This is a genomic window from Streptomyces sp. NPDC107522 (assembly GCF_055657525.1).
The window spans coordinates 63,303-83,173 of sequence record NZ_JBVKAU010000001.1 but is presented as its reverse complement, the minus strand read 5'-3'; the positions used below and the strand labels follow the sequence as shown (position 1 = coordinate 83,173).

The 19,871-nt window shown below is 71.6% G+C and carries 16 protein-coding genes; 6 read left to right on the top strand and 10 right to left on the bottom strand.

Features of this window, described 5'->3' with window-relative positions; genetic code table 11:
* Nucleotide 1 precedes the first annotated feature (1 nt).
* Nucleotides 2–1,591, bottom strand: a complete 1,590-nt coding sequence (locus ACZ7L6_RS00325; protein WP_471919695.1) for an AMP-binding protein — start codon at nucleotides 1,589–1,591, stop codon at nucleotides 2–4.
* The gene (locus ACZ7L6_RS00320; RefSeq protein WP_471919694.1) at nucleotides 1,588–3,258 is read right to left on the bottom strand and encodes an AMP-binding protein; all 1,671 of its coding nucleotides are present in this window, start codon (nucleotides 3,256–3,258) and stop codon (nucleotides 1,588–1,590) included. Before ACZ7L6_RS00320 ends, ACZ7L6_RS00325 begins: the two co-directional genes overlap by 4 nt.
* 123 nt (nucleotides 3,259–3,381) lie before the next feature.
* Here ACZ7L6_RS00320 and ACZ7L6_RS00315 point away from each other — a divergent pair, with 123 nt between their 5' ends.
* The 4 genes from ACZ7L6_RS00315 to ACZ7L6_RS00300 all read left to right on the top strand — a co-directional run bounded on the left by ACZ7L6_RS00315 (nucleotide 3,382) and on the right by ACZ7L6_RS00300 (nucleotide 9,136).
* Entirely contained in the window at nucleotides 3,382–4,212 is an 831-nt protein-coding gene (locus ACZ7L6_RS00315; RefSeq protein ID WP_471920569.1) for a helix-turn-helix transcriptional regulator, read from the top strand.
* Nucleotides 4,213–4,420: 208 nt separating this feature from the next.
* Nucleotides 4,421–7,240: a helix-turn-helix transcriptional regulator gene (locus tag ACZ7L6_RS00310; protein ID WP_471919693.1), complete on the top strand. Its 2,820-nt coding sequence runs from the start codon at nucleotides 4,421–4,423 to the stop codon at nucleotides 7,238–7,240.
* Between the two features lie 288 nt (nucleotides 7,241–7,528).
* Nucleotides 7,529–8,317 (top strand): S1 family peptidase, encoded by a 789-nt coding sequence (locus ACZ7L6_RS00305; RefSeq protein WP_471919692.1) that lies wholly within the window; start codon nucleotides 7,529–7,531, stop codon nucleotides 8,315–8,317.
* 171 nt (nucleotides 8,318–8,488) lie between these two features.
* Nucleotides 8,489–9,136: a LysE family translocator gene (locus ACZ7L6_RS00300; RefSeq protein WP_471919691.1), complete on the top strand. Its 648-nt coding sequence runs from the start codon at nucleotides 8,489–8,491 to the stop codon at nucleotides 9,134–9,136.
* A gap of 23 nt (nucleotides 9,137–9,159) precedes the next feature.
* On the opposite strand, the gene ACZ7L6_RS00295 is transcribed toward ACZ7L6_RS00300, so the two are convergent.
* Complete coding sequence (locus tag ACZ7L6_RS00295) at nucleotides 9,160–10,377, bottom strand: winged helix DNA-binding domain-containing protein (protein WP_471919690.1); 1,218 nt, start codon at nucleotides 10,375–10,377, stop codon at nucleotides 9,160–9,162.
* Nucleotides 10,378–10,521: 144 nt separating this feature from the next.
* Here ACZ7L6_RS00295 and ACZ7L6_RS00290 point away from each other — a divergent pair, with 144 nt between their 5' ends.
* Nucleotides 10,522–11,682 (top strand): magnesium and cobalt transport protein CorA, encoded by a 1,161-nt coding sequence (locus ACZ7L6_RS00290; RefSeq protein WP_471919689.1) that lies wholly within the window; start codon nucleotides 10,522–10,524, stop codon nucleotides 11,680–11,682.
* 117 nt (nucleotides 11,683–11,799) lie between these two features.
* Here ACZ7L6_RS00290 and ACZ7L6_RS00285 read toward each other — a convergent pair whose 3' ends face one another.
* From ACZ7L6_RS00285 to ACZ7L6_RS00260, 6 genes are all read right to left on the bottom strand, one after another.
* Nucleotides 11,800–11,991 carry a hypothetical protein gene (locus ACZ7L6_RS00285; protein ID WP_471919688.1) on the bottom strand — a complete coding sequence of 64 codons (192 nt, stop codon included), beginning with the start codon at nucleotides 11,989–11,991 and terminating at the stop codon, nucleotides 11,800–11,802.
* A 206-nt stretch (nucleotides 11,992–12,197) separates the two neighbouring features.
* Complete coding sequence (locus ACZ7L6_RS00280; RefSeq protein WP_471919687.1) at nucleotides 12,198–12,551, bottom strand: DoxX family protein; 354 nt, start codon at nucleotides 12,549–12,551, stop codon at nucleotides 12,198–12,200.
* Nucleotides 12,548–14,515 (bottom strand): acetoacetate--CoA ligase, encoded by a 1,968-nt coding sequence (locus ACZ7L6_RS00275; protein ID WP_471919686.1) that lies wholly within the window; start codon nucleotides 14,513–14,515, stop codon nucleotides 12,548–12,550. The genes ACZ7L6_RS00280 and ACZ7L6_RS00275 overlap by 4 nt, the downstream gene beginning before the upstream one ends.
* On the bottom strand, nucleotides 14,512–16,110 hold the full coding sequence (gene mhpA / locus ACZ7L6_RS00270) for a bifunctional 3-(3-hydroxy-phenyl)propionate/3-hydroxycinnamic acid hydroxylase MhpA (RefSeq protein ID WP_471919685.1): 1,599 nt from the start codon (nucleotides 16,108–16,110) through the stop codon (nucleotides 14,512–14,514). The genes ACZ7L6_RS00275 and mhpA overlap by 4 nt, the downstream gene beginning before the upstream one ends.
* A gap of 19 nt (nucleotides 16,111–16,129) precedes the next feature.
* On the bottom strand, nucleotides 16,130–17,068 hold the full coding sequence (locus ACZ7L6_RS00265) for a fumarylacetoacetate hydrolase family protein (RefSeq protein ID WP_471919684.1): 939 nt from the start codon (nucleotides 17,066–17,068) through the stop codon (nucleotides 16,130–16,132).
* Nucleotides 17,069–17,155: 87 nt separating this feature from the next.
* On the bottom strand, nucleotides 17,156–18,301 hold the full coding sequence (locus tag ACZ7L6_RS00260) for a VOC family protein (protein ID WP_471919683.1): 1,146 nt from the start codon (nucleotides 18,299–18,301) through the stop codon (nucleotides 17,156–17,158).
* A gap of 134 nt (nucleotides 18,302–18,435) precedes the next feature.
* Here ACZ7L6_RS00260 and ACZ7L6_RS00255 point away from each other — a divergent pair, with 134 nt between their 5' ends.
* A complete protein-coding gene (locus ACZ7L6_RS00255) occupies nucleotides 18,436–19,071 on the top strand; it encodes a TetR/AcrR family transcriptional regulator (RefSeq protein WP_471919682.1) in 636 nt (211 codons plus the stop codon).
* Nucleotides 19,072–19,085: 14 nt separating this feature from the next.
* Here ACZ7L6_RS00255 and ACZ7L6_RS00250 read toward each other — a convergent pair whose 3' ends face one another.
* On the bottom strand, nucleotides 19,086–19,868 hold the full coding sequence (locus ACZ7L6_RS00250; protein WP_471919681.1) for an LmeA family phospholipid-binding protein: 783 nt from the start codon (nucleotides 19,866–19,868) through the stop codon (nucleotides 19,086–19,088).
* Nucleotides 19,869–19,871: the final 3 nt, after the last annotated feature.

The following is a 19,871-nucleotide window of genomic DNA, read 5'->3' as shown; positions in this document are numbered from 1 at the left end:
TTCACCGACCGGCGTACTTCTCCCGCAGCTCCACCTTGCGCACCTTCCCGGAAACCGTCATCGGGAAGGAGTCGAGGATCTGCAGCCGGCTCGGGACCTTGTAGTGCGCCAACTGCCCGTCGCAGAAGGCCCGTAGCTCCTCCAGCGTCAGCGGGTCACCGGGATCGCGCGGGATGACGCACGCCAGTACCTCCTCGCCGTACCGCTCGTGCGGCACTCCGACGACCTGTACGTCCGCGATCTTCGGGTGGCCGTACAGGAACTCCTCGATCTCGCGCGGGTAGATGTTCTCGCCGCCCCGGATGATCATGTCCTTGATGCGGCCGACGATCTCGACGTAGCCGTCCTCGCGCATGACGGCCAGGTCCCCCGTGTGCATCCACCGGCCGGCGTCGACGGCCTCGGCGGTCTTCTCGGGCTCGTTCCAGTAGCCGAGCATCACGCTGTAGCCGCGGGTGCACAGCTCGCCCGCGACACCCCGGGGCTGGGTCACGCCGGTCGCCGGGTCGACGACCTTGACCTCGATGTGCGGCAGTACGCGGCCGACCGTGCCGGTGCGGTGTTCGAGGTCGTCGTCGCGGCGGGTCTGCGTGGAGACGGGCGAGGTCTCCGTCATGCCGTAGCAAATCGACACCTCGGCCATGTGCATCTCGGTGACCACCCGCTTCATCACCTCCACCGGGCAGGGGGAGCCCGCCATGATGCCGGTGCGCAGGGAGGAGAGGTCGTACGAGGCGAAGTCGGGGTGGTTCAGCTCCGCGATGAACATGGTCGGGACGCCGTACAAGGAGGTGCAGCGCTCCTGCTGGACGGCCTCCAGTGTGGCCTTCGGGTCGAAGGAGGGGGCCGGGATCACCATGCAGGCGCCGTGGGACGTGGCGGCCAGGTTGCCCATGACCATGCCGAAGCAGTGGTAGAAGGGCACCGGAATGCACACCCGGTCCTGCTCGGTGTAGGCGATCATCTCGCCCACGAAGTAGCCGTTGTTGAGGATGTTGTGGTGGGAGAGGGTGGCCCCCTTGGGGAAGCCCGTCGTGCCGGACGTGTACTGGATGTTGATGGGGTCGTCGCAGGACAGCTCCGGGAACGGAGCGGGTGTCGCCCGGGCCGGCAGCGCGTCCCAGCTCGGATCGCCGATGAACACGGTCTCCCTCAACTGCGGGCACTTCCCCCGCACTTGCTCGACCATCGCCCGGTAGTCGCTCGTCTTGTGACTGAGGGACGCGAAGAGCAGGGAGATCCCGGCCTGGTTGAGGACGTACTCGACCTCGTGGGTGCGGTAGGCAGGGTTGATGTTCACCATGATCGCGCCGATGCGGGCGGTGGCGTACTGGACCAGGACCCACTCGGGGCAGTTGACCGCCCAGATGCCCACCCGGTCGCCCTTGGCGATCCCGCTCGCGAGCAGCGCGTAGGCCAGCCGGTCGACGTCCGTCGCGAATTCGGCGTACGTCCAGCGCCGCCCGGACGGTACGTCGACGAGCGCTTCCCGGTCCGGCCACGCGGCGACCGCGCGGTCGAGGTTGGCCCCGATGGTGTCGCCGAGCAAGGCGGTCGCGCTGGTGCCGTGCGTGTAGGAGAGGTCGCTCACCGGAAGTCCTCCTCGCGGTACTCGGCGTCCGAGCCCGCGGCCGTTGCCTCGCGCAGCTCGATGCGGCGAATCTTGCCGGAGACGGTCTTGGGCAGCGGCGCGAACTCCAGGCGGCGCACGCGCTTGTACGGCGCCAGCACCTCCCGCGAGTGCTCGAAGAGCACCTTGGCCGTGTCGGGGCCCGGCTCCCAGCCCTCCGCCAGCACGACGTACGCCTTCGGCACCGCGAGCCGCAGCTCGTCCGGCGCGGGCACGACGGCCGCCTCGGCCACCGCCTCGTGCTCCAGCAGGGCGCTCTCCAGTTCGAAGGGGCTGATCTTGTAGTCCGACGCCTTGAAGACGTCGTCGGCGCGCCCGACGTAGGTGATGTATCCGTCGGCGTCCCGGGAACCGATGTCGCCCGTCCGGTAGTAGCCGCCGGCCATCGCCTCCGCCGTACGGTCGGCGTCGCCGTGGTAGCCGGTCATCACGCCGACCGGCCGCTCGGAGAGGTCGAGGGCGATCTCGCCCTCGTCGGCGCCGGGCGCGCCGGTGACCGGGTCGAGGAGTTCGACGCGGAAGCCGGGGCTGGGGCGGCCCATGGAGCCGGTCTTCAGGGGCTGGCCGGGGCTGTTGGAGACCTGGACGGCGGTCTCGGTCTGCCCGAAGCCGTCCCGGATGGTCACGCCCCAGGCCCGCCGGACCTGCTCGATGACCTCGGGGTTCAGGGGCTCGCCCGCCGCCACGACCTCGCGGGGCGGGGTGCGCAGGGCGCTGAGGTCGGCCTGGATGAGCATGCGCCAGACGGTCGGCGGGGCGCAGAAGGTGGTGACCCCGGCGCGGTCCATCTCGGCCATGAGCCGTGCCGCGTCGAAGCGCGTGTAGTTGTGGAGGAAGACGGTCGCCTCCGCGTTCCACGGCGCGAAGAGGTTGGACCAGGCGTGCTTGGCCCAGCCGGGCGAGGAGATGTTCAGGTGCACGTCGCCGGGCTTGAGGCCGATCCAGTACATGGTGGCCAGGTGCCCGATCGGGTACGAGGTGTGGGTGTGCTCGACCAGCTTGGGGCGGGCGGTGGTGCCGGAGGTGAAGTAGAGCATCAGCGGGTCGTCGGCCGCGGTCGGCCCGTCGGGGGCGAAGTCGGCGGAGGCGGCGTACGCGTCCTCGTACGCCTGCCAGCCCTCGCGCACGCCGCCGACGCTGATGCGCGTGTAGCCGCCGGGCACCTCGTCGAACTTGCCGGTGTCCTCCGCCCGCACCAGCACATGCCGGACCCGTCCGCGCTCCACCCGGTCGCGCAGGTCGGCCGGACCGAGCAGCGGGGTGGCCGGGATGACGACGGCGCGCAGCTTCATCGCGGCGAGGGCGGTCTCCCACAGCTCGGCCTGGTTGCCGAGCATCACAAGGAGCCGGTCCTCGGCGCGGACGCCGCGCTCGCGCAGCCAGTTGGCGACGCGCGCGGAACGCTCGGCCATCTCCGCGAAGGAGAGCCGGACCTCGCTGCCGTCCTCCTCGACGATGTGCAGCGCGGTGCGGTCGTTGCCCTGCGCGATCACGTCGAACCAGTCGAGCGCCCAGTTGAACCGCTCGGGTCGGGGCCAGGCGAAGCCCTCGTAGGCGGTGGCGTAGTCCTCGCGGTGCTCGAGCAGGAAGTCCCGCGCACTGCGGAACAGCTCCGTCCCCGTCGTCATTCGTCCTCCTGGTTGCCGGAACCTTGCCGGGCGGCTCTCTGTCATCGTGTAATCCGTGACGTGGGTCTCACTACCCCCGAACGGGGGTGTGCGCTCCGCAAGGCGCGGCGAAAGGGCGAGTACGTGGCAGTGGACGCGGCCGCATCCGTGGACATAAGGAGCGCGCTGGTGCGCCTGCGCCGCTCGACCGGCCTCCCGGTCGCCTTCGGCGGCCTGGTGGAGGCCGGGCGCCCGCGGATGCGCATCAGTGAACTGAACGGCACGGCCACCGAGGCCCTGAGCAGACTCGCGGTGACCGCCGGCACCGGACTGGGCGGCAAGGCCGTGGCCCTCGCCCGGCCCTGCGCGGTCACGGACTACTCCGCCTCGCGGCAGATCAGCCACGAGTACGACGCCGCCGTCGCCGCGGAGGGCCTGCGCTCGGTGCTGGCGGTCCCGGTCGTCGTACGCCGCCGGGTACGCGGTGTCCTGTACGGCGCCCTGCGCACGGCCCAGCCCCTGGGTGACCGCACGCTGACGGCGGCGGTGGAGGCGGCGCGGGACGTGGAGCAGGCGCTGGTGGTGCGGGACGAGGTGCGGGGGTTGCAGGAGGCGGCACGGCCGTCGGCGGCGCCGGCCGACCGGGGCGCGGGGTGGGAGCAGGTCCGCGAGGCCCACGCGGCGCTGCGCGCCCTGGCCCCGCGCATCGGCGACCCCGCCCTGCGCGCGGAGCTCCTGGCCGCCTGCGGTCTGCTGACCGAGGGGTCGCCCCGGAACGGCGTGCGGCTGGCCCCCCGCGAGCTGGATGTGCTGGCGTGCGTGGCCGCGGGAGCCACGAACGCGGTCACCGCCGAGCGGCTGGGCCTGCGGGCGGAGACGGTGAAGGGCTATCTGCGGTCGGCCATGCGCAAGCTGGGCACGCACACCCGCGGTGAGGCGGTGGTGGCGGCGCGGCGGGCGGGGTTGCTGCCGTAGGACGACCGCGGGCCCCTCAGCTCCGGAGCCGTGGGGACCCGCAGGTCGCCCGCCTCGGAGCGGCCCGCCCGGACGACCGTCATTCATTCACCCGAGCCTTGAATTTCTCCATGCCGGACCGTTGTTATTTGCCTCACCACGTCTGCACTCCGAATTTCAAAGATCCGTTGCCTAATATTGGCCCGAACACGACACACGGAGGGGAGCGGTGACCGTGCGACGGGACTTCAAGGAGCCTGCGAGATGCCGCCCCGACCAGGTCATCGGCAGGGAGGAGCTGTTCACCGCGGCGCGTGAGCAGCTCGGACGGGGCGGCAGCGTGCTGCTTCACGGCCCTGCCGGAATTGGGAAGTCCACGGTCCTGCGGGCATTGGCCGCGGAATACGGCGCGGCGGCCCGCACCGTGTTGCGCTGCTCGCCCACGGAGTCCGAATCGCATCTCCCCTTCCTCGCCCTGGCCGACCTCCTCGGCCTGGTCCTGGACGAGGTGTCCGACCGGCTCCCCGCCGCCCAGCTCACCGCCCTGGAGTCGGCGCTGACCGGCCGCGGCGAGTCCACCCTCCAGCGCGACGGGCTCGCCCTGCGCCTGGCCGTCCTGTCCGCCCTGCGCGCGCTCGCCGAGAGCGGGCCCGTCCTCGTCGTCGCCGACGACCTCCAGTGGCTGGACCCGGCCAGCGCCGAGCTCCTCGGCTTCGCCGCCCGCCGGCTCGGCGACACCCCGGTGCGGATGCTGTGCGCGGTGCGGACCGACGGCCAGGAGTACGACCGCCATCTACGCGCGTCCCCGCCGGACACCCTCGCCGTACGGCTGGGCCCCCTCTCCCGCGCCCAGATGTCCGCCCTCCTCGACCACCGCGGTTTCACCGGGCTGCCCCGCTCCACGGTCCGGGACATCCACCGCACGAGCGGCGGCAACGCCCTGTTCGCCCTGGAACTGGGCCGCGCCCTCGCCGAGAACCCCACGCCGCCGCGCCCCGGCGAGCCCCTGCCGGTGCCCACCTCGCTGCGCGCCCTGGTGCTCAACCGCCTGGAGATGCTGTCTGAGGAGGCCCGCCGCACCCTCCTCGTCGCCAGTGCCGGCGCCCGCCCCACGCTGGCGCTGCTGCACGCGGCCGGCCGTCACAACGCCGAGGCCGAGACCGCCCAGGCCGCCGAGCTCGGGCTGCTGGCGACAGAGCCCGAGGGTCCCGCCGTACGGTTCGCGCACCCGATGGTCTCCGCCGCGCTGTACGCGGAGGCGCCCGCGCAGGAGCGCCGCGCCGCGCACGCCGCGCTGTCGACGGCGGCATCCGATCCCATCGAGCGCGCCCGGCACCTGGCCCTCGCGACCACCGGCACCGACCCGGAGGTCGCCGCCCGCCTCGCCGAGGCCGCCGCCCTGGCCCGGGACCGGGGAGCGCCGTCGGTGGCCGCACAGCTCTGCCTGCTCGCCGCCCGGCACACCCCGGCGGACGGCGCCCCGAGCCCGGAGGTCCTGCGGTTGCAGGCCGTGGACGACGCGATCACCGCGGGCGAGCTGGACCTCGCCAGGGACATCGCCCGCGAGGTGCTCGCCCGCACGACCGTGCCCGCGGAACGGGTGCGGGCCTGGATCGCCGTGATCGACACGGCGGGCCACGCGATGAACGAGGTCGACGCGATCTTCCCGCAGGCCCTGGCCGACGCGGGCGACGACCCGAAGCTGCTCGCGCTGGTCCACTACCAGCTGACGTGGCGTGCGCTGCTCGTGAAGGGCGACTTCGACGAGGCCCGGGAGGAGGCCGCGTACTCGGCGGAGCTGGCCGCGCGGGCAGGCGACCGGTACACCGAGCTGATGGCGCTCGCCTTCCAGGCCCAGATCGAGACCCTCATGGGCCACCCGGACGCCCCCGCGACCATTCGGCGGGCGTTGGAGGAGCCCCAGGACCCGAGGGTGGCCTGCCACCACAACGGGGCCGGCTACTCCCGCTTCCGCTGGCTGATCATGAGCGACCAGCTGCCCGAGGCCCGCGCGGCGGTCACCGCGCTGCTGCGCGAGGTGCGCCGGCACGGCTGGGTCGAGAGCGAGGTGCACTTCCTGCGCGGAGTCGCCGAGACCGAGTTGCACTCCGGCCACTGCGGGCGCGCCCTCGACCTGGCCCGCGAGAGCCTGCGGCTGGCCCGTGACACCGGGATCGGCGAGGTGGCCTCCGCGGTGCTGACCTCGCTCGCGGAGGCCGCGGGCGGAGAGGTGGACCGGGCCCTGGCGCTGGCGCGGGAAGCGGTGGAGCACGCCGAGGAGGACGGCGACCAGATGTACGTCTCCCGTGCCCTGGCCGCCCTCGGCCACGCCCAGCTGGTGGCGGGGGACGCACAGGCGGCGGTCCGTTCGCTGCGCCGGGTGCGCGAGGTGGAGCACGGCCTCGGCATCACCGACCCGGCACGCGGCCGCTGGCACGGCGACCTCGCCGAGGCCCTGGTGCGCAGCGGCGAACTGACGGAGGCGCAGGACGTCATCGACGTCACGCGCGAGCATGCGCTACGGCTGAACCGCGAGAGCGTCCTGGCCGTCCTGGACCGGGCCGAGGCACTGGTCCGCGCGGCACGGGGCGAACGGGACGCCGCCGTCGCCCAGCTGGCGTCGGCGCAGGACCGGCTCGGCAAGCTGGGCTACGGCCTGGAGGAGGCACGGGCCGCCTTCGCGCTGACCCAGCTGCGCACCGGCGTTCCCGGCCCGACGTCGTACGACGAGGCTGCCCGGCTGTTCCGCCGCTGCCGGGCGCTGCCGTGGCTGCGGCAGGTCGAGGCGGCCGCCGAGGCCCGCCCCGCGGAGACGGTCCCCACCCCCGTCTCCGCGCCGGACGGCCTGGCCGGCCTGGACGGTCTCGCCGCGATGGAACGTCAGGTCGCCGCGCTCGTCATGGAGGGCGCGACCAACCGGGAGATCGCCGGGCGCCTGTTCATCAGCGTCAAAACGGTCGAAGCCACACTTACCCGGGTCTATCGCAAGCTGGGGATCCGATCGCGGGTCGACATCGTCAGACTCGCGGCGGGACGCCGTACGTCCTGAGTTCGGGGCGCTGTACGTCCTGAGTTGGGGGCGCCGTACGACCCGAGTCAGGGGCGCGCCGTACGACGTAAGTTCACCCGTCTTTGTCGGTCGCGCGGGTTTACCGACCACGACCGAGGGTTTTCCCTGCCCAACTCCCTTAGGGGGTTCCCTCATTGGGAAGGGCAACTTCCGGGACCTACCTTGTGGATGTGCCGCTCGCCGGGCACACGGGGGTCGGTCCCGCGGCCCCCGTGCACGACCCCCCACCCGCGCGTCCCCCACCGGCAACCCCCACTGAGGAGTCTCATGCTCGGGCTCACCCGTGCCAGAAAGACCGCCGCCGTCGCGGCGACCGCTGCCGCCGCCGCGGCCGCACTTCTCAGCGCCCCCACCGCTGAGGCCGCACCCCAGCCCATCGTCGGCGGCACGACGACCACGACGACCGCGTACCCGTTCATGATGCAGATAACGGACGCCTCGCAGAACCAGTTCTGCGGTGGCACGCTCGTCTCCGCGACCAAGGTCGTCACCGCGGCCCACTGCATGGTCGACGAGACCACCAGCAGCGTCCGGGTCGTCGGCGGCCGCACCTACCGCAACGGCACGAACGGCACGGTCAGCCGGGTCAGCGACATCTGGATCCACCCGGACTACACGGACGCCACCAACGGCAACGACGTGGCCGTGCTGACGCTGTCGACCTCGATGCCGTACACGACGGCCTCGTACGTCGACTCCTCCGACACCGGTGTGTACGCGGCGGGCACCACCGCCCGCATCGTCGGCTGGGGCACCACCTCCTCGAACGGCAGCTCCTCCAACCAGCTGCGGACGGCGACCGTGCCGACCGTCTCCAACTCAAGCTGCGCGAGCTCCTACGGTTCGGACTTCATCGCGTCCGACATGGTCTGCGCCGGATACACCTCCGGCGGCGTTGACACCTGCCAGGGCGACAGCGGCGGTCCCCTGCTCATCGGGGGCGTCCTGGCAGGGATCACTTCCTGGGGCGAGGGCTGCGCCCAGGCCGGTTACCCGGGTGTGTACACCCGGCTGACCACCTTCTCGGACGAGGTGACCGAACAGGTCGAGTCGTAACCGGGATCGGCACCCAGAAGGTCTCCTGAGTATCCCTCAGGTGAAAGACCAGGGGGCGTTGCGGGCCTCCACGAGCGGCCCGCAACGCCCCCTATCCATGTCCGGCGGCCCGGACCCATGTCCGTTGTCAGTGGCGCCTGTTTGAATGGCTGCTGGATGGGGGTGATGGGCATGGTGTCCGCAGACCGTTTCCTGGCCTTCGCGGCGATGTCGCTGCTGGTGATCGTGATTCCGGGGCCGAGCGTGCTGTTCGTCATCGGTCGCGCCCTGGCGCACGGCCGCCGCACCGCCGTGGCGACCGCGCTCGGCAATGTCTTCGGCTCGTATCTGCTGGTGGTCGCCGTCGCGGTGGGGGTCGGCTCACTGGTGGAGCGGTCCGTGGCGATCTATCTGACGGTGAAGCTGGCCGGCGCGGCCTATCTGGTCTACCTGGGCGTGCAGGCGTTCCGGCACCGCAAGGAGCTGAAGGCGTCGGCGATACAGGCGCAACCGGCAGGACCGGCTCGCGGTGATCTGCGTACGGTTCTGGACGGCGTCCTCGTCGGTGTCACCAACCCGAAGGGCGTGGTGTTCTTCGCCGCCGTGCTCCCCCAGTTCGTGGATCACTCGGCGGGCCATGTCCCGCTGCAGATGCTCCTGCTGGGCCTGGTCCCGATCACCATCGGCCTGGTCACGGACACCCTGTGGGGCCTGACCGCGTCGGCGGCACGCACCTGGTTCGCCCGTTCCGACCGGAGGCTGTCGCTGATAGGCGGCGCGGGCGGGTGCACGATGATCGGGCTCGGGGTGACGGTCGCGGTGACGGGCCGGGCGGACTGACAGCCACCGGGCCCTGACGGCGGCTACGGGATGACGGTCCCGAAGCGGATGTCGTACGGCGTTTCCGGGTGCATCACCTTCAGCATCCGCTCCCCTTCTTCGGTCACCTCCCCGCGCTGGGCCTTGGTGAGTTCGGTGAACTGCTCGATGACGAGGGCGTCGCCGAGGATCCGCCACACGCCCGCGAGGAAGCCGTCGACCAGGAGGGGGCAGTAGACCGTGTTCACCTGCCAGGTGCGGCCGTGGTTGGCGGGCGGAATCACCCGGGTGCGGTCGGCGTGGGAGAGGAGGAGATTGTCGAACTCGGGCAGGAAGCGGGGCGGTGCCGGGGTGTCCGGGTCGGGGCGCGGGGCGTCGGGGAGGTCGAAGAGTTCGACACCGTTCTCGTCCTGGAAGGTGACGAGCTCGGGGCGGAGCCGTTCGAAGGCGTCGCGCATCCGGGTCAGGCCGGACCAGGTCTGCATGTCCTTCACGGAGGCCGGCCCGAAGGCGGCCAGATAACGCAGGACCGTGGCCTCCTGGGAGGCGGCCGGCTCGGCGGGGCGGCCCAGCCAGTGCTCGGCGGTGGTGAGGGCGACCTGGGCGCTGCGGCCCCACATCCCCCGCGGAGTGACCTGGACGAGCGGGAGCTTGCAGCGGGCGGCGACGGCCAGTGACTGCGGATCGGCGTCCGGCCACTCGGCGCCGAGGGCCTCGCGGAGCTGCTTCATGGTGCGCGGCTCGGCCTCGACGAGGTCGCGGGCGATGGCCGCGAGCCGGTCCAGGTCGACGCCGACGAGGCCCTTGCGGAAGTAGTTGATCTCACGGTCCCGGGCGGGCTGCACCAGCGGGCGCAGGGTGAGGCTGTCGTCGGCGGTGTGCAGGTGGATCGTCGAGCGCATGGTGACGATGCGCACCGTCGCACGGTCGGCCAGCAGCCCCGACAGCTCCTCGGGCGTGAAGCCGTCGAGCCGGGCGGCGAGCGCGTAGTACGGCGGCTTGACCTCCTGCGCCTGCAGGCCCACCAGATGCTCCACGGCGGCCAGAGCGGACATTGGCGAGCGGCGCAGCAGCAGTTGCCGGTCGAGTGTGGCGCGGTTGAGGGCACGGGTGCCGAGCACGGGGCAGGGGGTGGAGGTCGTCTGCTTGGCGCTGCGCGTGCCCGACGTCTGCTTCGTGCCGCGCGTGCCCGGCGTCTGCTTCGTGCTGCGCGCGGTCGTGGTCCGGTCCGTGTCGCGCTGGGGCGTGGTCCGCTTCGTCATGCTGGGCACGCTAGCGAGGCTTGCGGACACCTTCGGTCCGCAACTCTCACGGGATCCAGGTTCGGCCCATCCCGCCCATGCCTTTCGCCCCGTATATCCTGCTCCGAGATCACGCACTCGTCGTCCGACCGGGAGGCAGCCGCGATGTCCGAGCGACGCGCACGCCCCGCCTCGAAGAACTCCATGAAGTCAGTCTGGCGCCGGGCCCTCACGCCGCCGCAGCCACCGCAGCCACCGGATCCCGATCCGCCGACACGCCGTGCTGTTGCCGAGTCCTCCGAGGTGGCGAGCGTCGTGGAGGCGGCGGTGTACCAGGACGGCGTCCGCGTCTCCTCCCCCGCCACGCTCGCCGACACCTACCGCGAACTGCGCGACCAGCCGTCCGGCATGGCCTGGATCGGCCTGGCCCGCCCCACCGAGGCGGAACTCCTCTCCCTCGCCGCGGAGTTCGACCTGCACCCGCTCGCGGTCGAGGACGCGATGGAGGCCCACCAGCGGCCCAAGCTGGAGCGCTACGGCGACACGCTGTTCGTGGTCCTGCGCGCCGCCCGCTACCTCGACGCGCCCGAGGAGGTCGACTTCGGCGAACTGCACGTGTTCGTCGGCCCCGACTTCGTGATCACCGTCCGCCATGGCGCGGCCCCCGACCTCTCGGCGGTGCGGCGGCGCATGGAGGAGACGCCCGAGCTGCTCAAACTCGGCCCCGAGGCCGTGCTCTACGCGATACTGGACGCGGTGGTCGACGGCTATGAGCCGGTGGTGGCGGGCGTCCAGAACGACATCGACGAGATCGAGACCGAGGTCTTCCGCGGCGACCCCGAGGTCTCCCGCCGTATCTACGAGCTCTCCCGCGAAATGGTCGAGTTCCAGCGCGCCACCCGCCCGCTGGTCGGCATGCTGCACGGGTTGATGGCGGGGTTCTCCAAGTACGGCACGGACGAGGAACTCCAGCGTTACCTCCGCGACGTGGCCGACCACGTCACCCACACCAGCGAACGCGTCGACGGCTTCCGCCAGGCCCTCACCGAGATCCTCACGGTGAACGCGACGCTGGTGACGCAGCAACAGAACGCGGAGATGCGGGCGTTGGCGGAGGCGGGGTTCGAGCAGAACGAGGAGATCAAGAAGATCTCGTCGTGGGCGGCGATCCTGTTCGCGCCGACGCTGGTCGGGACGATCTACGGGATGAACTTCCGGCACATGCCGGAATTGCGCTGGGTACTCGGGTACCCCTTCGCGATCGCCCTGATGGGGGTCGTATGCACCAGTCTGTACGTCATCTTCAAGCGGCGGGACTGGCTCTGAGCAATCGGCTGCACGAGCCTGTGCCCTGCCGGCTCGGAGCAGTGCGTAAGCATGTCGCAACCCCTCCCGGGCCGGCATCCACGGGCAGCGCCGGACATCAAGCGTCCGCTGGCGTACTCAGTTCTCGTCCTCACCGACCAACCCGATGGCAATGGGGAACGACTCCAGGAACTCCCGCCGCGCAGGCTCTTCCTCCGCTTCGGCCAAGCCTGCGAGTGCCCACAGGAGCCGTTCACGCTGGTCTGAGGGCAGGCGCACCAGCACCCCGCCCACGCTCTCCATCATCTTCACAGCGGAGTCGGGATCCACCTCCTCGTCCCCACAGCTCTCCAGTCACCAAACGACGTCGACGAGCAGGCCGGTAAGTGCCGGCACGAGCGGATCCAAGTCAGTCATCCGTGCAAGCTAGCCGACCCCTACGACATCAGGTCCTGGCTCGGCGGGTCTCCGCCTGCGGGACAACGCTCACGCGCTGGGTCGGTCCAGGGTTCGCCGACGGCCCACATTCCCGGCCGTCAGCCGGCGGCGACCGCCGCCCCGGCGTACGCAACCGCCGTCAGGGCCAGTACGGCGGCGGGCAGGGCCCGAGCGGGCGGATCGCCGTGGCGCCGGTGAACCACGGCGGCAGCCGCCATGAGCAGCGCCAGCCCGACAGCGGCGGCGACGCCGAGCGGCACAGAGGACGGTCCGAGCAGCAGCCCGGCGGCTCCGGCGATCTCCAGCGTGCCGATGACGCGGTACAGGCCCGGTGACATGCCGAGGTGCGCTGCCGCCCGGCGCATGAACGGCACCGCGGCGATCTTCGCCAGGCCCAAGGGGAGGAAGACCAGGGACAGCGCGACGGCGAGGGTGATCTGTGTGGCTCTCATGCCGAGCGGTCCCGGCGTTCGGCACCCAGGCGGGCGTAGTAGTCGATGAGGTCGGGGGCGTCCACGGCGGCCGGGTTGACGACCTGCTCGACCGGGGCGCCCTGGAGCAGGCGTTTGACCGGGACTTCGAGTTTCTTGCCAGTGCGGGTGTGCGGGATGCCCGGCACTTCGAGGATCTCGTCGGGGACGTGGCGGGGTGAGACGCCGGTCCGGATGGCGTCGCGGATCCTGTCGCGGAGGGTGTCGTCCAGGGTCACCCCGGCGGCGGGGACCACGAAGAGCGGCATCCAGTAGCCGCCGTCGGATTCCTCGGCGCCGATGACGAGGGCCTCGGTGATCTCGGGGAGGCGTTCGACCACGTCGTGGATGTCGGCGCTGCCGAGGCGTACGCCGTTGCGGTTCAGCGTGGAGTCGGAGCGGCCGTGGACGATCACCGAGCCGTGCGAGGTGAGCGTGATCCAGTCGCCGTGCCGCCAGATGCCGGGGTAGGAGGAGAAGTAGGCGTCGCGGTAGCGGGTGCCGTCGGGGTCGTTCCAGAAGTACAGCGGCATCGACGGCATCGGGCGGGTGACGACCAGCTCGCCGACCTGGTCCACGACGGGGAAGCCCTCCGCGTCGTAGGCGGCCAGCGCCACGCCCAGGTGGGGTGCGGACAACTCGCCCGCCCAGACAGCGGTGTTGGGCGCGCTGCCCGCGAAGCCGGACACGACGTCGGTGCCGCCGCTGATCGAAGCCAGCAACACGTGCTCGCCGACGTGGTCGCGGACCCAGGGGTAGGCGGAGGCCGGCAGGGTCGAGCCGGTACAGCCGACCACGCGGATCGACGACAGGTCGTGCACCGAGGGGTCGATGCCGAACTTGGCCATGCCGAGCAGGTACTGGGGGCTGGTGCCGAAGACGGTCACCCGGTGGCGGGCGGCCAGCTCCCACAGGACGTCGGGCTTCGCCAGGGGCGCCGGGCTGCCGTCGTACGTGCAGGTGGTGGCACCGGTCAGGAGTGTGGAGGCGACCAGGTTCCACATCATCCAGTGGGTGGTGGTGTACCAGAGGAGACGGTCGCCGGGGCCGAGGTCGGAGTGCAGGCCGAGGGTCTTCAGGTGCTCCAGCAGGACGCCTCCGTGGCCGTGCACGATGCCCTTGGGCAGGCCGGTGGTGCCGGAGGAGAACACCACCCACAGCGGGTGATCGAACGGCACCGGGGTGCAGGTGAGTTCCTCGGTGCGGGTGGCGGCGTCCTCCCACGGGACGACCAGCGACGGGTACGCCCGCGACGGCCACGGCAGGCCCACGTGGTCCACCAGCAGCGTGGCCTTCAACGTCGGCAGCGCGTGGGCGAGTTCGAGGGTGGCGTCGCGGCGGTCGTGGGTGATGCCGTTGAAGAGGTAGCCGTCGGCGGCGATCAGCACGGTCGGCTCGAGCTGTGCGAACCGGTCGGCGGCCGCCTTCAGGGCGTAGTCCTGCCCGCACACCGACCACACGGCGCCCAGGCTCGCCGCGGCCAGAAACGCGACGATGGCGTGCGGGGTGTTGGGCAGGTAGCCGACGACCCGGTCGCCCTTGCCGACGCCCAGGTCACGCAGGGTGGCGGCGACGGACGCGACCAGGGCGCGCAGTCGCTCGCCGGTCACCTCATAGTTGGACCCGGTCTCGTCCAGGGCGATGATCGCTGGCTGCTCGTCGCTGAGGTTGCGCAGGGCGTGGTGGGCGTAGTTGAGGATGGCGCCGGTGAACCAGCGGGCGCCGGGCATGGTCTCCTCGGCCAGCACCTGTTCGTACGGGGTGTCCGCGTCGATGTCGAAGTACTCCCACACCGCGCCCCAGAAGCCTTCCAGGTCGGTGACCGACCAGCGGTGCAGGGCGGCGTAGTCGGCACCGTCCACCCCGGCGTGGCGGGCGAAGTCCATGATGCGGCTGCTCGCGACGGCCTGCGGATCGGGCATCGTGAAAGGGTCCGGCCTGGTCATCGTGTGGCGCTCCTCAGCAGGCTGTTCTCGACGGTCCGTGGGGAAGGGTGGGGGCTGCGGGCGGTGTGCAGGAGGGACGCCCAGGTGGCGGTGTCCGTGAAGTCGCGGCCGCCTGCGGGGACTACGTCCATGACGACGCGGTCGGGGCGCAGCAGCACGGCGTCCGCGCGGCCGGCGCGCAGCCAGGCGGCGAGCGTGCCGTCGTCGCCGAGGTCGGCCACGGGGACCGCACGGACGCCGAGGCCGTGGGCGAGCGCGTCCAGCGAGGGCCAGGGGTCGGTGGCGGTCAGAACGGTGAAGGAGTCACCGAGCACCTCGTCGAGACGGCTGCGCCGTCCGCCGACGCCGACCCACGGCTGCGGGCAGTGCGTGCCCACAAGCCCCCGGCGGACACCGCGTCGCACGAGCGGCCCCGCGGTCAGCGCCGGGCTGAGGTCGCGGCCGGCCATCGCAGTCAGGCCGGGTATGCGGCAAGCCGCTGCCAGGAGCTTGCGACGCACTGCGGCGGCACCGTCCTGGCCGCCGGTCATGGCCCAGCCCATCGCGACCGCGAGCCGGATCACATGCCGGGCGTGCGGCTTGCGTTCGCTCTCGTACGTGTCCAACAGCCGTTCGTCCCCGCCCTCTTGGAGCACACGGGCGAGCTTCCAGGTGAGGTTGTAGGCGTCCCGAAGGCCCGAGCACAGGCCCTGCCCGATGAACGGCGGAGTGAGGTGGGCGGCGTCGCCGAGGACGAAGACCCGTCCGCCGCGCCACCGGTCGGCGACGCGCGCCCGGAAGGTGTACTGCGTCTCGCGGACGACCTCGAAGTCCCCGTCGTACGAGGGCGGCAGCCATGGCGCGATCAGCTCGCGGACCGGCTCCTGCCCGTCCCGCAGCCGGAACTCCCAGCGGTAGCGGTCCTCACCGACGCGCATGAAGGTCGCCGGCCGGTCCGGGTCGCAGACCTGGTCGACGCCCTCCCAGCAGCGGACGTCGGCTTTCGTCCGGACGTCGATGACGGTCCAGCGTTCCTCGAAACGCAGGTCTTCCCATACGGCTCCGATGGCCTCGCGGGTGAGGCTGTTGGCGCCGTCGCAGCCGAGGACCGCGTCGGCCCACAGGTGCTGCTCACCGTCGTCGTCGCGGTACGTCACGCGCACGGGGCCTTCGGCGTCCGGGTCGACGGCGGTGACCTCCACTCCGCCCCGCAGCTCGCACTCCGGGCGCCGGGCAAGGGCGTCGCGCAGCACCCGCTCCAGCTCGGGCTGGTCGAACATGCTGGTCTGCGGGTAGCCGTGATGTCCGTGCTCGGTGCGGCGGAACTCGGCCATCACCCGGTGCCGGGCGTCCAGCAGCCGCAGCCCGTTCGCGGGGCGGGCGATCGCGGCGAACTCCTCCCCCACGCCCGCGGCCTGGAGGATCCGGCGTACCTCGTCGTCGGTGGCGACGGCGCGCGGGAGGGGGTAGACGTCCCGGTGGCGTTCGAGGACGACGCTGCGGACTGCGCGCCGGGCGAGGAGGAGGGCGGCGGTCACGCCCACGGGCCCGGCGCCGATGATCACCACCGGCACGTGCGGTGCGTAGTCCGGTCGTGGGGGCTGATCTGCGGTCATGTGCGGCTCACCTCGGGTCCTACTGCGCGTCCGCGACGGGCGTGCGCTGCTCGCCGAGGTCGATCCGGCCGTCCGCCGTCGCGATCGTCGCCGTGATCACGTCACCCGCGTGCAGGTAGTGCGGGTTCTTGGCCTGGCTCTTGAAGAACGCCTTCCACCTCACGGCGGCCGGCAGCAGCGCGCCGATCTTCTCGACCGGCTTCGGCGGCGCCTTGAGCGCCGTACCGCCGGGCGTCCCGGTGAGCAGCAGGTCGCCGGGGTCCAGGGTCTGGAAGCGGGCCAGCAGGGTCAGCGCCTGCGCCGGACGGACGATCATGTCGGCGAGGGTGCGGTCCTGGCGCAGCTCTCCGTTGACGCTCAACTTCAGCCGCAGGTCCAGGAGACGGGCGAAGTCCTCCGGCTCCAGCAGGGCCAGGTACGGCCCGGTCGGTGTGAAGGTCGGGTACGACTTGCTCTCGTAGAACTGCGTCTTGGTCAGCTGCACCTCACGGGCGCTGACGTCGTTGGTGATCACCAGCCCGGCGACGTACGCGGGCAGGTCCCGCTCCTCGACGACGGTACCGACGGGCAGGGACGCGCCCATGACCAGGCCCAGTTCGATCTCGTAGTCGAGGAACTGCACGTGAGAGGGGCGGACGACGGCCTCGCCGGGGCCGCTGACCGAGCCGGACGCCTTGCGGAAGAAGGCGGGCGGGATGTCACCCGTGAAGCCCGAATCGCGGGCGTGGCTACGGTAGTTGACCATCTGGGCGACCACCCGGCATGGGGTGGTGACCGGCGAGAGCGCCACCAGGTCGGCGACCGGTGTGCCCGCGTCGCCGGAGACGGCGGCCTCCCCGACGGCGGCGCGGTCGGCCAGCAGCTCGGCGGTGGTGACGGCCTTGGTGTCGACGGGGACGGCCCGGTCGCCGCGGACGACCCACCAGCCGTCGGCGGTGCGCAGGACATTCGTACTCATGTCAGTGCCTTTGTGAGGGGGTTGAAGGATCGAGGGGTTGAGTAATCGAGGATTCGAGGGGCTGGGGGATCGAGGGGTGCGCGGGCGTCAGGACTTCGCGGCCTTGAGCAGGCCCAGCAGGCGTGCCGGGTCCATCTCGTTGTCGCCGCGCAGGGCCTCGATGACGTCGCGGACCCGCTGCGGGGACGGGCTCGCGCCGAGGAAGTCGCGGGTGGCCGGCGGCCCCCACTGGGCGAGGCCGCTGGTGGACATCGGGGCCCAGCCGGGTTCGACATCGCAGGAGAACAGGTCGCCGTCGGCGAAGTGCTCCAGCATGAAGTGGTCGGGGTCGCGCCAGTAGTCGAACAGCTGACTGCCCTGGATGTGCCGGCCGATACCCCAACTGCGCTTGTAGCCACGCTCCTTGAGGTATTCGCCGCCGGCGGCGATCGAGTCGAGGTCGGTCACCTGGTAGGCGGAGTGGACGTACCCGGTGCCCGGGCCCAGGTGCATGGCCAGCGTGTGGTGGTCGGCCGGCACGCTGCCCAGGTCGCAGCGGATGAACGCCATCGTCGGGCCCCGGCCGCGCTGCCCGTCCAGGAACAGGAAGTCGGACACGATCATTCCGAGGGTGTCCAGATACCAGTCGAGGGCCCGGCCGAACACCCGTGTCTCCAGCACCACATGCCCCAGGCGCTGGATGCGGGACGGCTCGCGGGGCGGGCGCTGCGTGGCGTTCGTACGACGGTGCTCCGTGCCGAAGTTGAGCAGCAGCGGCTGCTGCTCGGGGAGCGCCGGCAGCTGCTCTCCGCAGTGCACCACGCGCACCGGGAAGCCCGACGGGTCGAGCAGGTCGACCACCTTGCCGCCGCCCGGCACATCGGCGTCCCGTACGGCCCCGCCCGTGGCCCGGGCCAGCCGGTCGAGGTCGGCGCGCTCGGCGGCGCGGAACGCCGGGCCGATGAAGCGAGAGGTCCGGCCGCGCCGGATCACCATGCAGGGTGAGCCCGCGAAGGTGCCCCGCAACCACAGTTCGCTGTCGGTGCGGGCGGCGATGCCGAAGCCGAAGTCGCGGGCGAAGACCTCGGCCCGGTCCAGGTCGGGCTTCTCGAACTCCAGCCAGGCCAGGTCGGCGACCTTGATCACGGGGTTTCGGGAGCGCCCCGGATGCTCGCCGCGCAGGGCGCCCTGCTCACTGTGAAGGTCTTGATGGGCCGTCTTGACATCGGTCCCGTCGACGCGGGTTTCAGACATGGTGCCCTCCGAGCAACATCGCCGTAATGAGGAAATCATCAAGTGTGACAGTTCTGTCGTCAAGGCGTTCGAGGTAGGAAATGATGAATTCATCAGGACTGCGACCGCCATCGCCCCGCGGTTAGACTCTGCGCATGCCTACGTCAGCCCCGCCCAGCAACCGGTTCGAGCGGCGTCGCGCCGAGACCCGCGGAGCGCTCGTCCGCGCGGCCCGGCAGATACTCGCCGAGACCGGGGACACCAGCGCGAGCATCCAGGCGATCGCCGAGCGTGCCGACGTCGGGTTCGGCTCCTTCTACAACCACTTCGAGTCGAAGACGGAGCTGTTCGAGGCGGCGGTCCAGGACGCGCTGGAGGAGTACGGCCAGACCTTCGACGACCGGCTGGCCGGGATCGACGATCCGGCGGAACTTGTCGCGGCCGGCTTCCGACTCAGTGCCCGTATGGCGGACTCCCACCCGGAGCTGATGCAGGTCCTGCGCCGCCGCGGCCTCGGCCACCTGCACTCGGACAACGGCCTGGCCACTCGGGCCCTGAGGGACCTTCAGGTCGGTATGGCCTCCGGCCGCTTCTCCACCGTGGACCCCACGGTGGCGTTGTCCGCACTGGGCGGAACCCTGCTGTCCCTGGTGGAGCTGAGGTTCGCCCGCCCGGACCTGGACGGCGACGAGGCGGCGGAGAACCTCGCCGAGATGGTGCTGCGGATGCTGGGCGTCCCACCGGACGAGGCCCACGAGGTCGCCCGGCGCCCTCTCCCCGACCTCGACTGACCATCCCCGTCCCCCTATGCGGATGACGAACTCGGGCGGAAGGTGACCGAGCGGCCGGTGAAACGGGCGTCGATCCCGTCCGCCGTGGTGGTGACCGACCGCAGGTGCAGGCCCTCAGGAACGTTCCGCAAAGGGACGGGCTCGTCGAGGGCCTTGTCGAGCAGCGCCTTCAGCGGAGGTATCAGCTCGCCCCGGACCGCCCGGACGTCCGAGAACGCGATGCGGTTGCCGCTCGCGGCCGAGACGGCGGCGCTCACGGTCACGTCGCCGATGAGCGGCAGACTGGCCGTCGCGTTGATCCGGCCCGGCTCGTCGCCCCGCGACACCTCCACGCCGAGCGCGGCCGACACGTCCTCGTACGCCAGGAAGGCGGTCGCGTCGACGCTGCGGGCGTGGGCCTCGTCGGCGCTTCCCGAGGTCTTCAGCCCGTCGAGGCCGACGGTCAGCTTCGTCACCGGCAGCGGCCGGTTCGCCCCGTCGACGGGGATGCCGTGGGCGGTGAGGTCGACGTGCCGCAGGCTGCCCCCGGCCAGCTGGGTCAGCACGGGGAACCCACTGACATGCACCGAAGGCCGCTCGGCGGTTCCCATTCCGTCCTGGAACGCCTCGGCCGTACGACTCTCCATGCCGGCCGCGGCGACGCGGTCGACCACGAAGGCACCCAGCAGCAGCGCCACCAGGGATGCGACGCCGATGATCCGGCGCCGCCGCCTCGGGGTCGGGGGGCTCGCGTACACGGCGGCGTCGCCGTAGTAGGGCTCGCCGACGAACTCGTCCTCGGGATGGGACTGGTACATGGG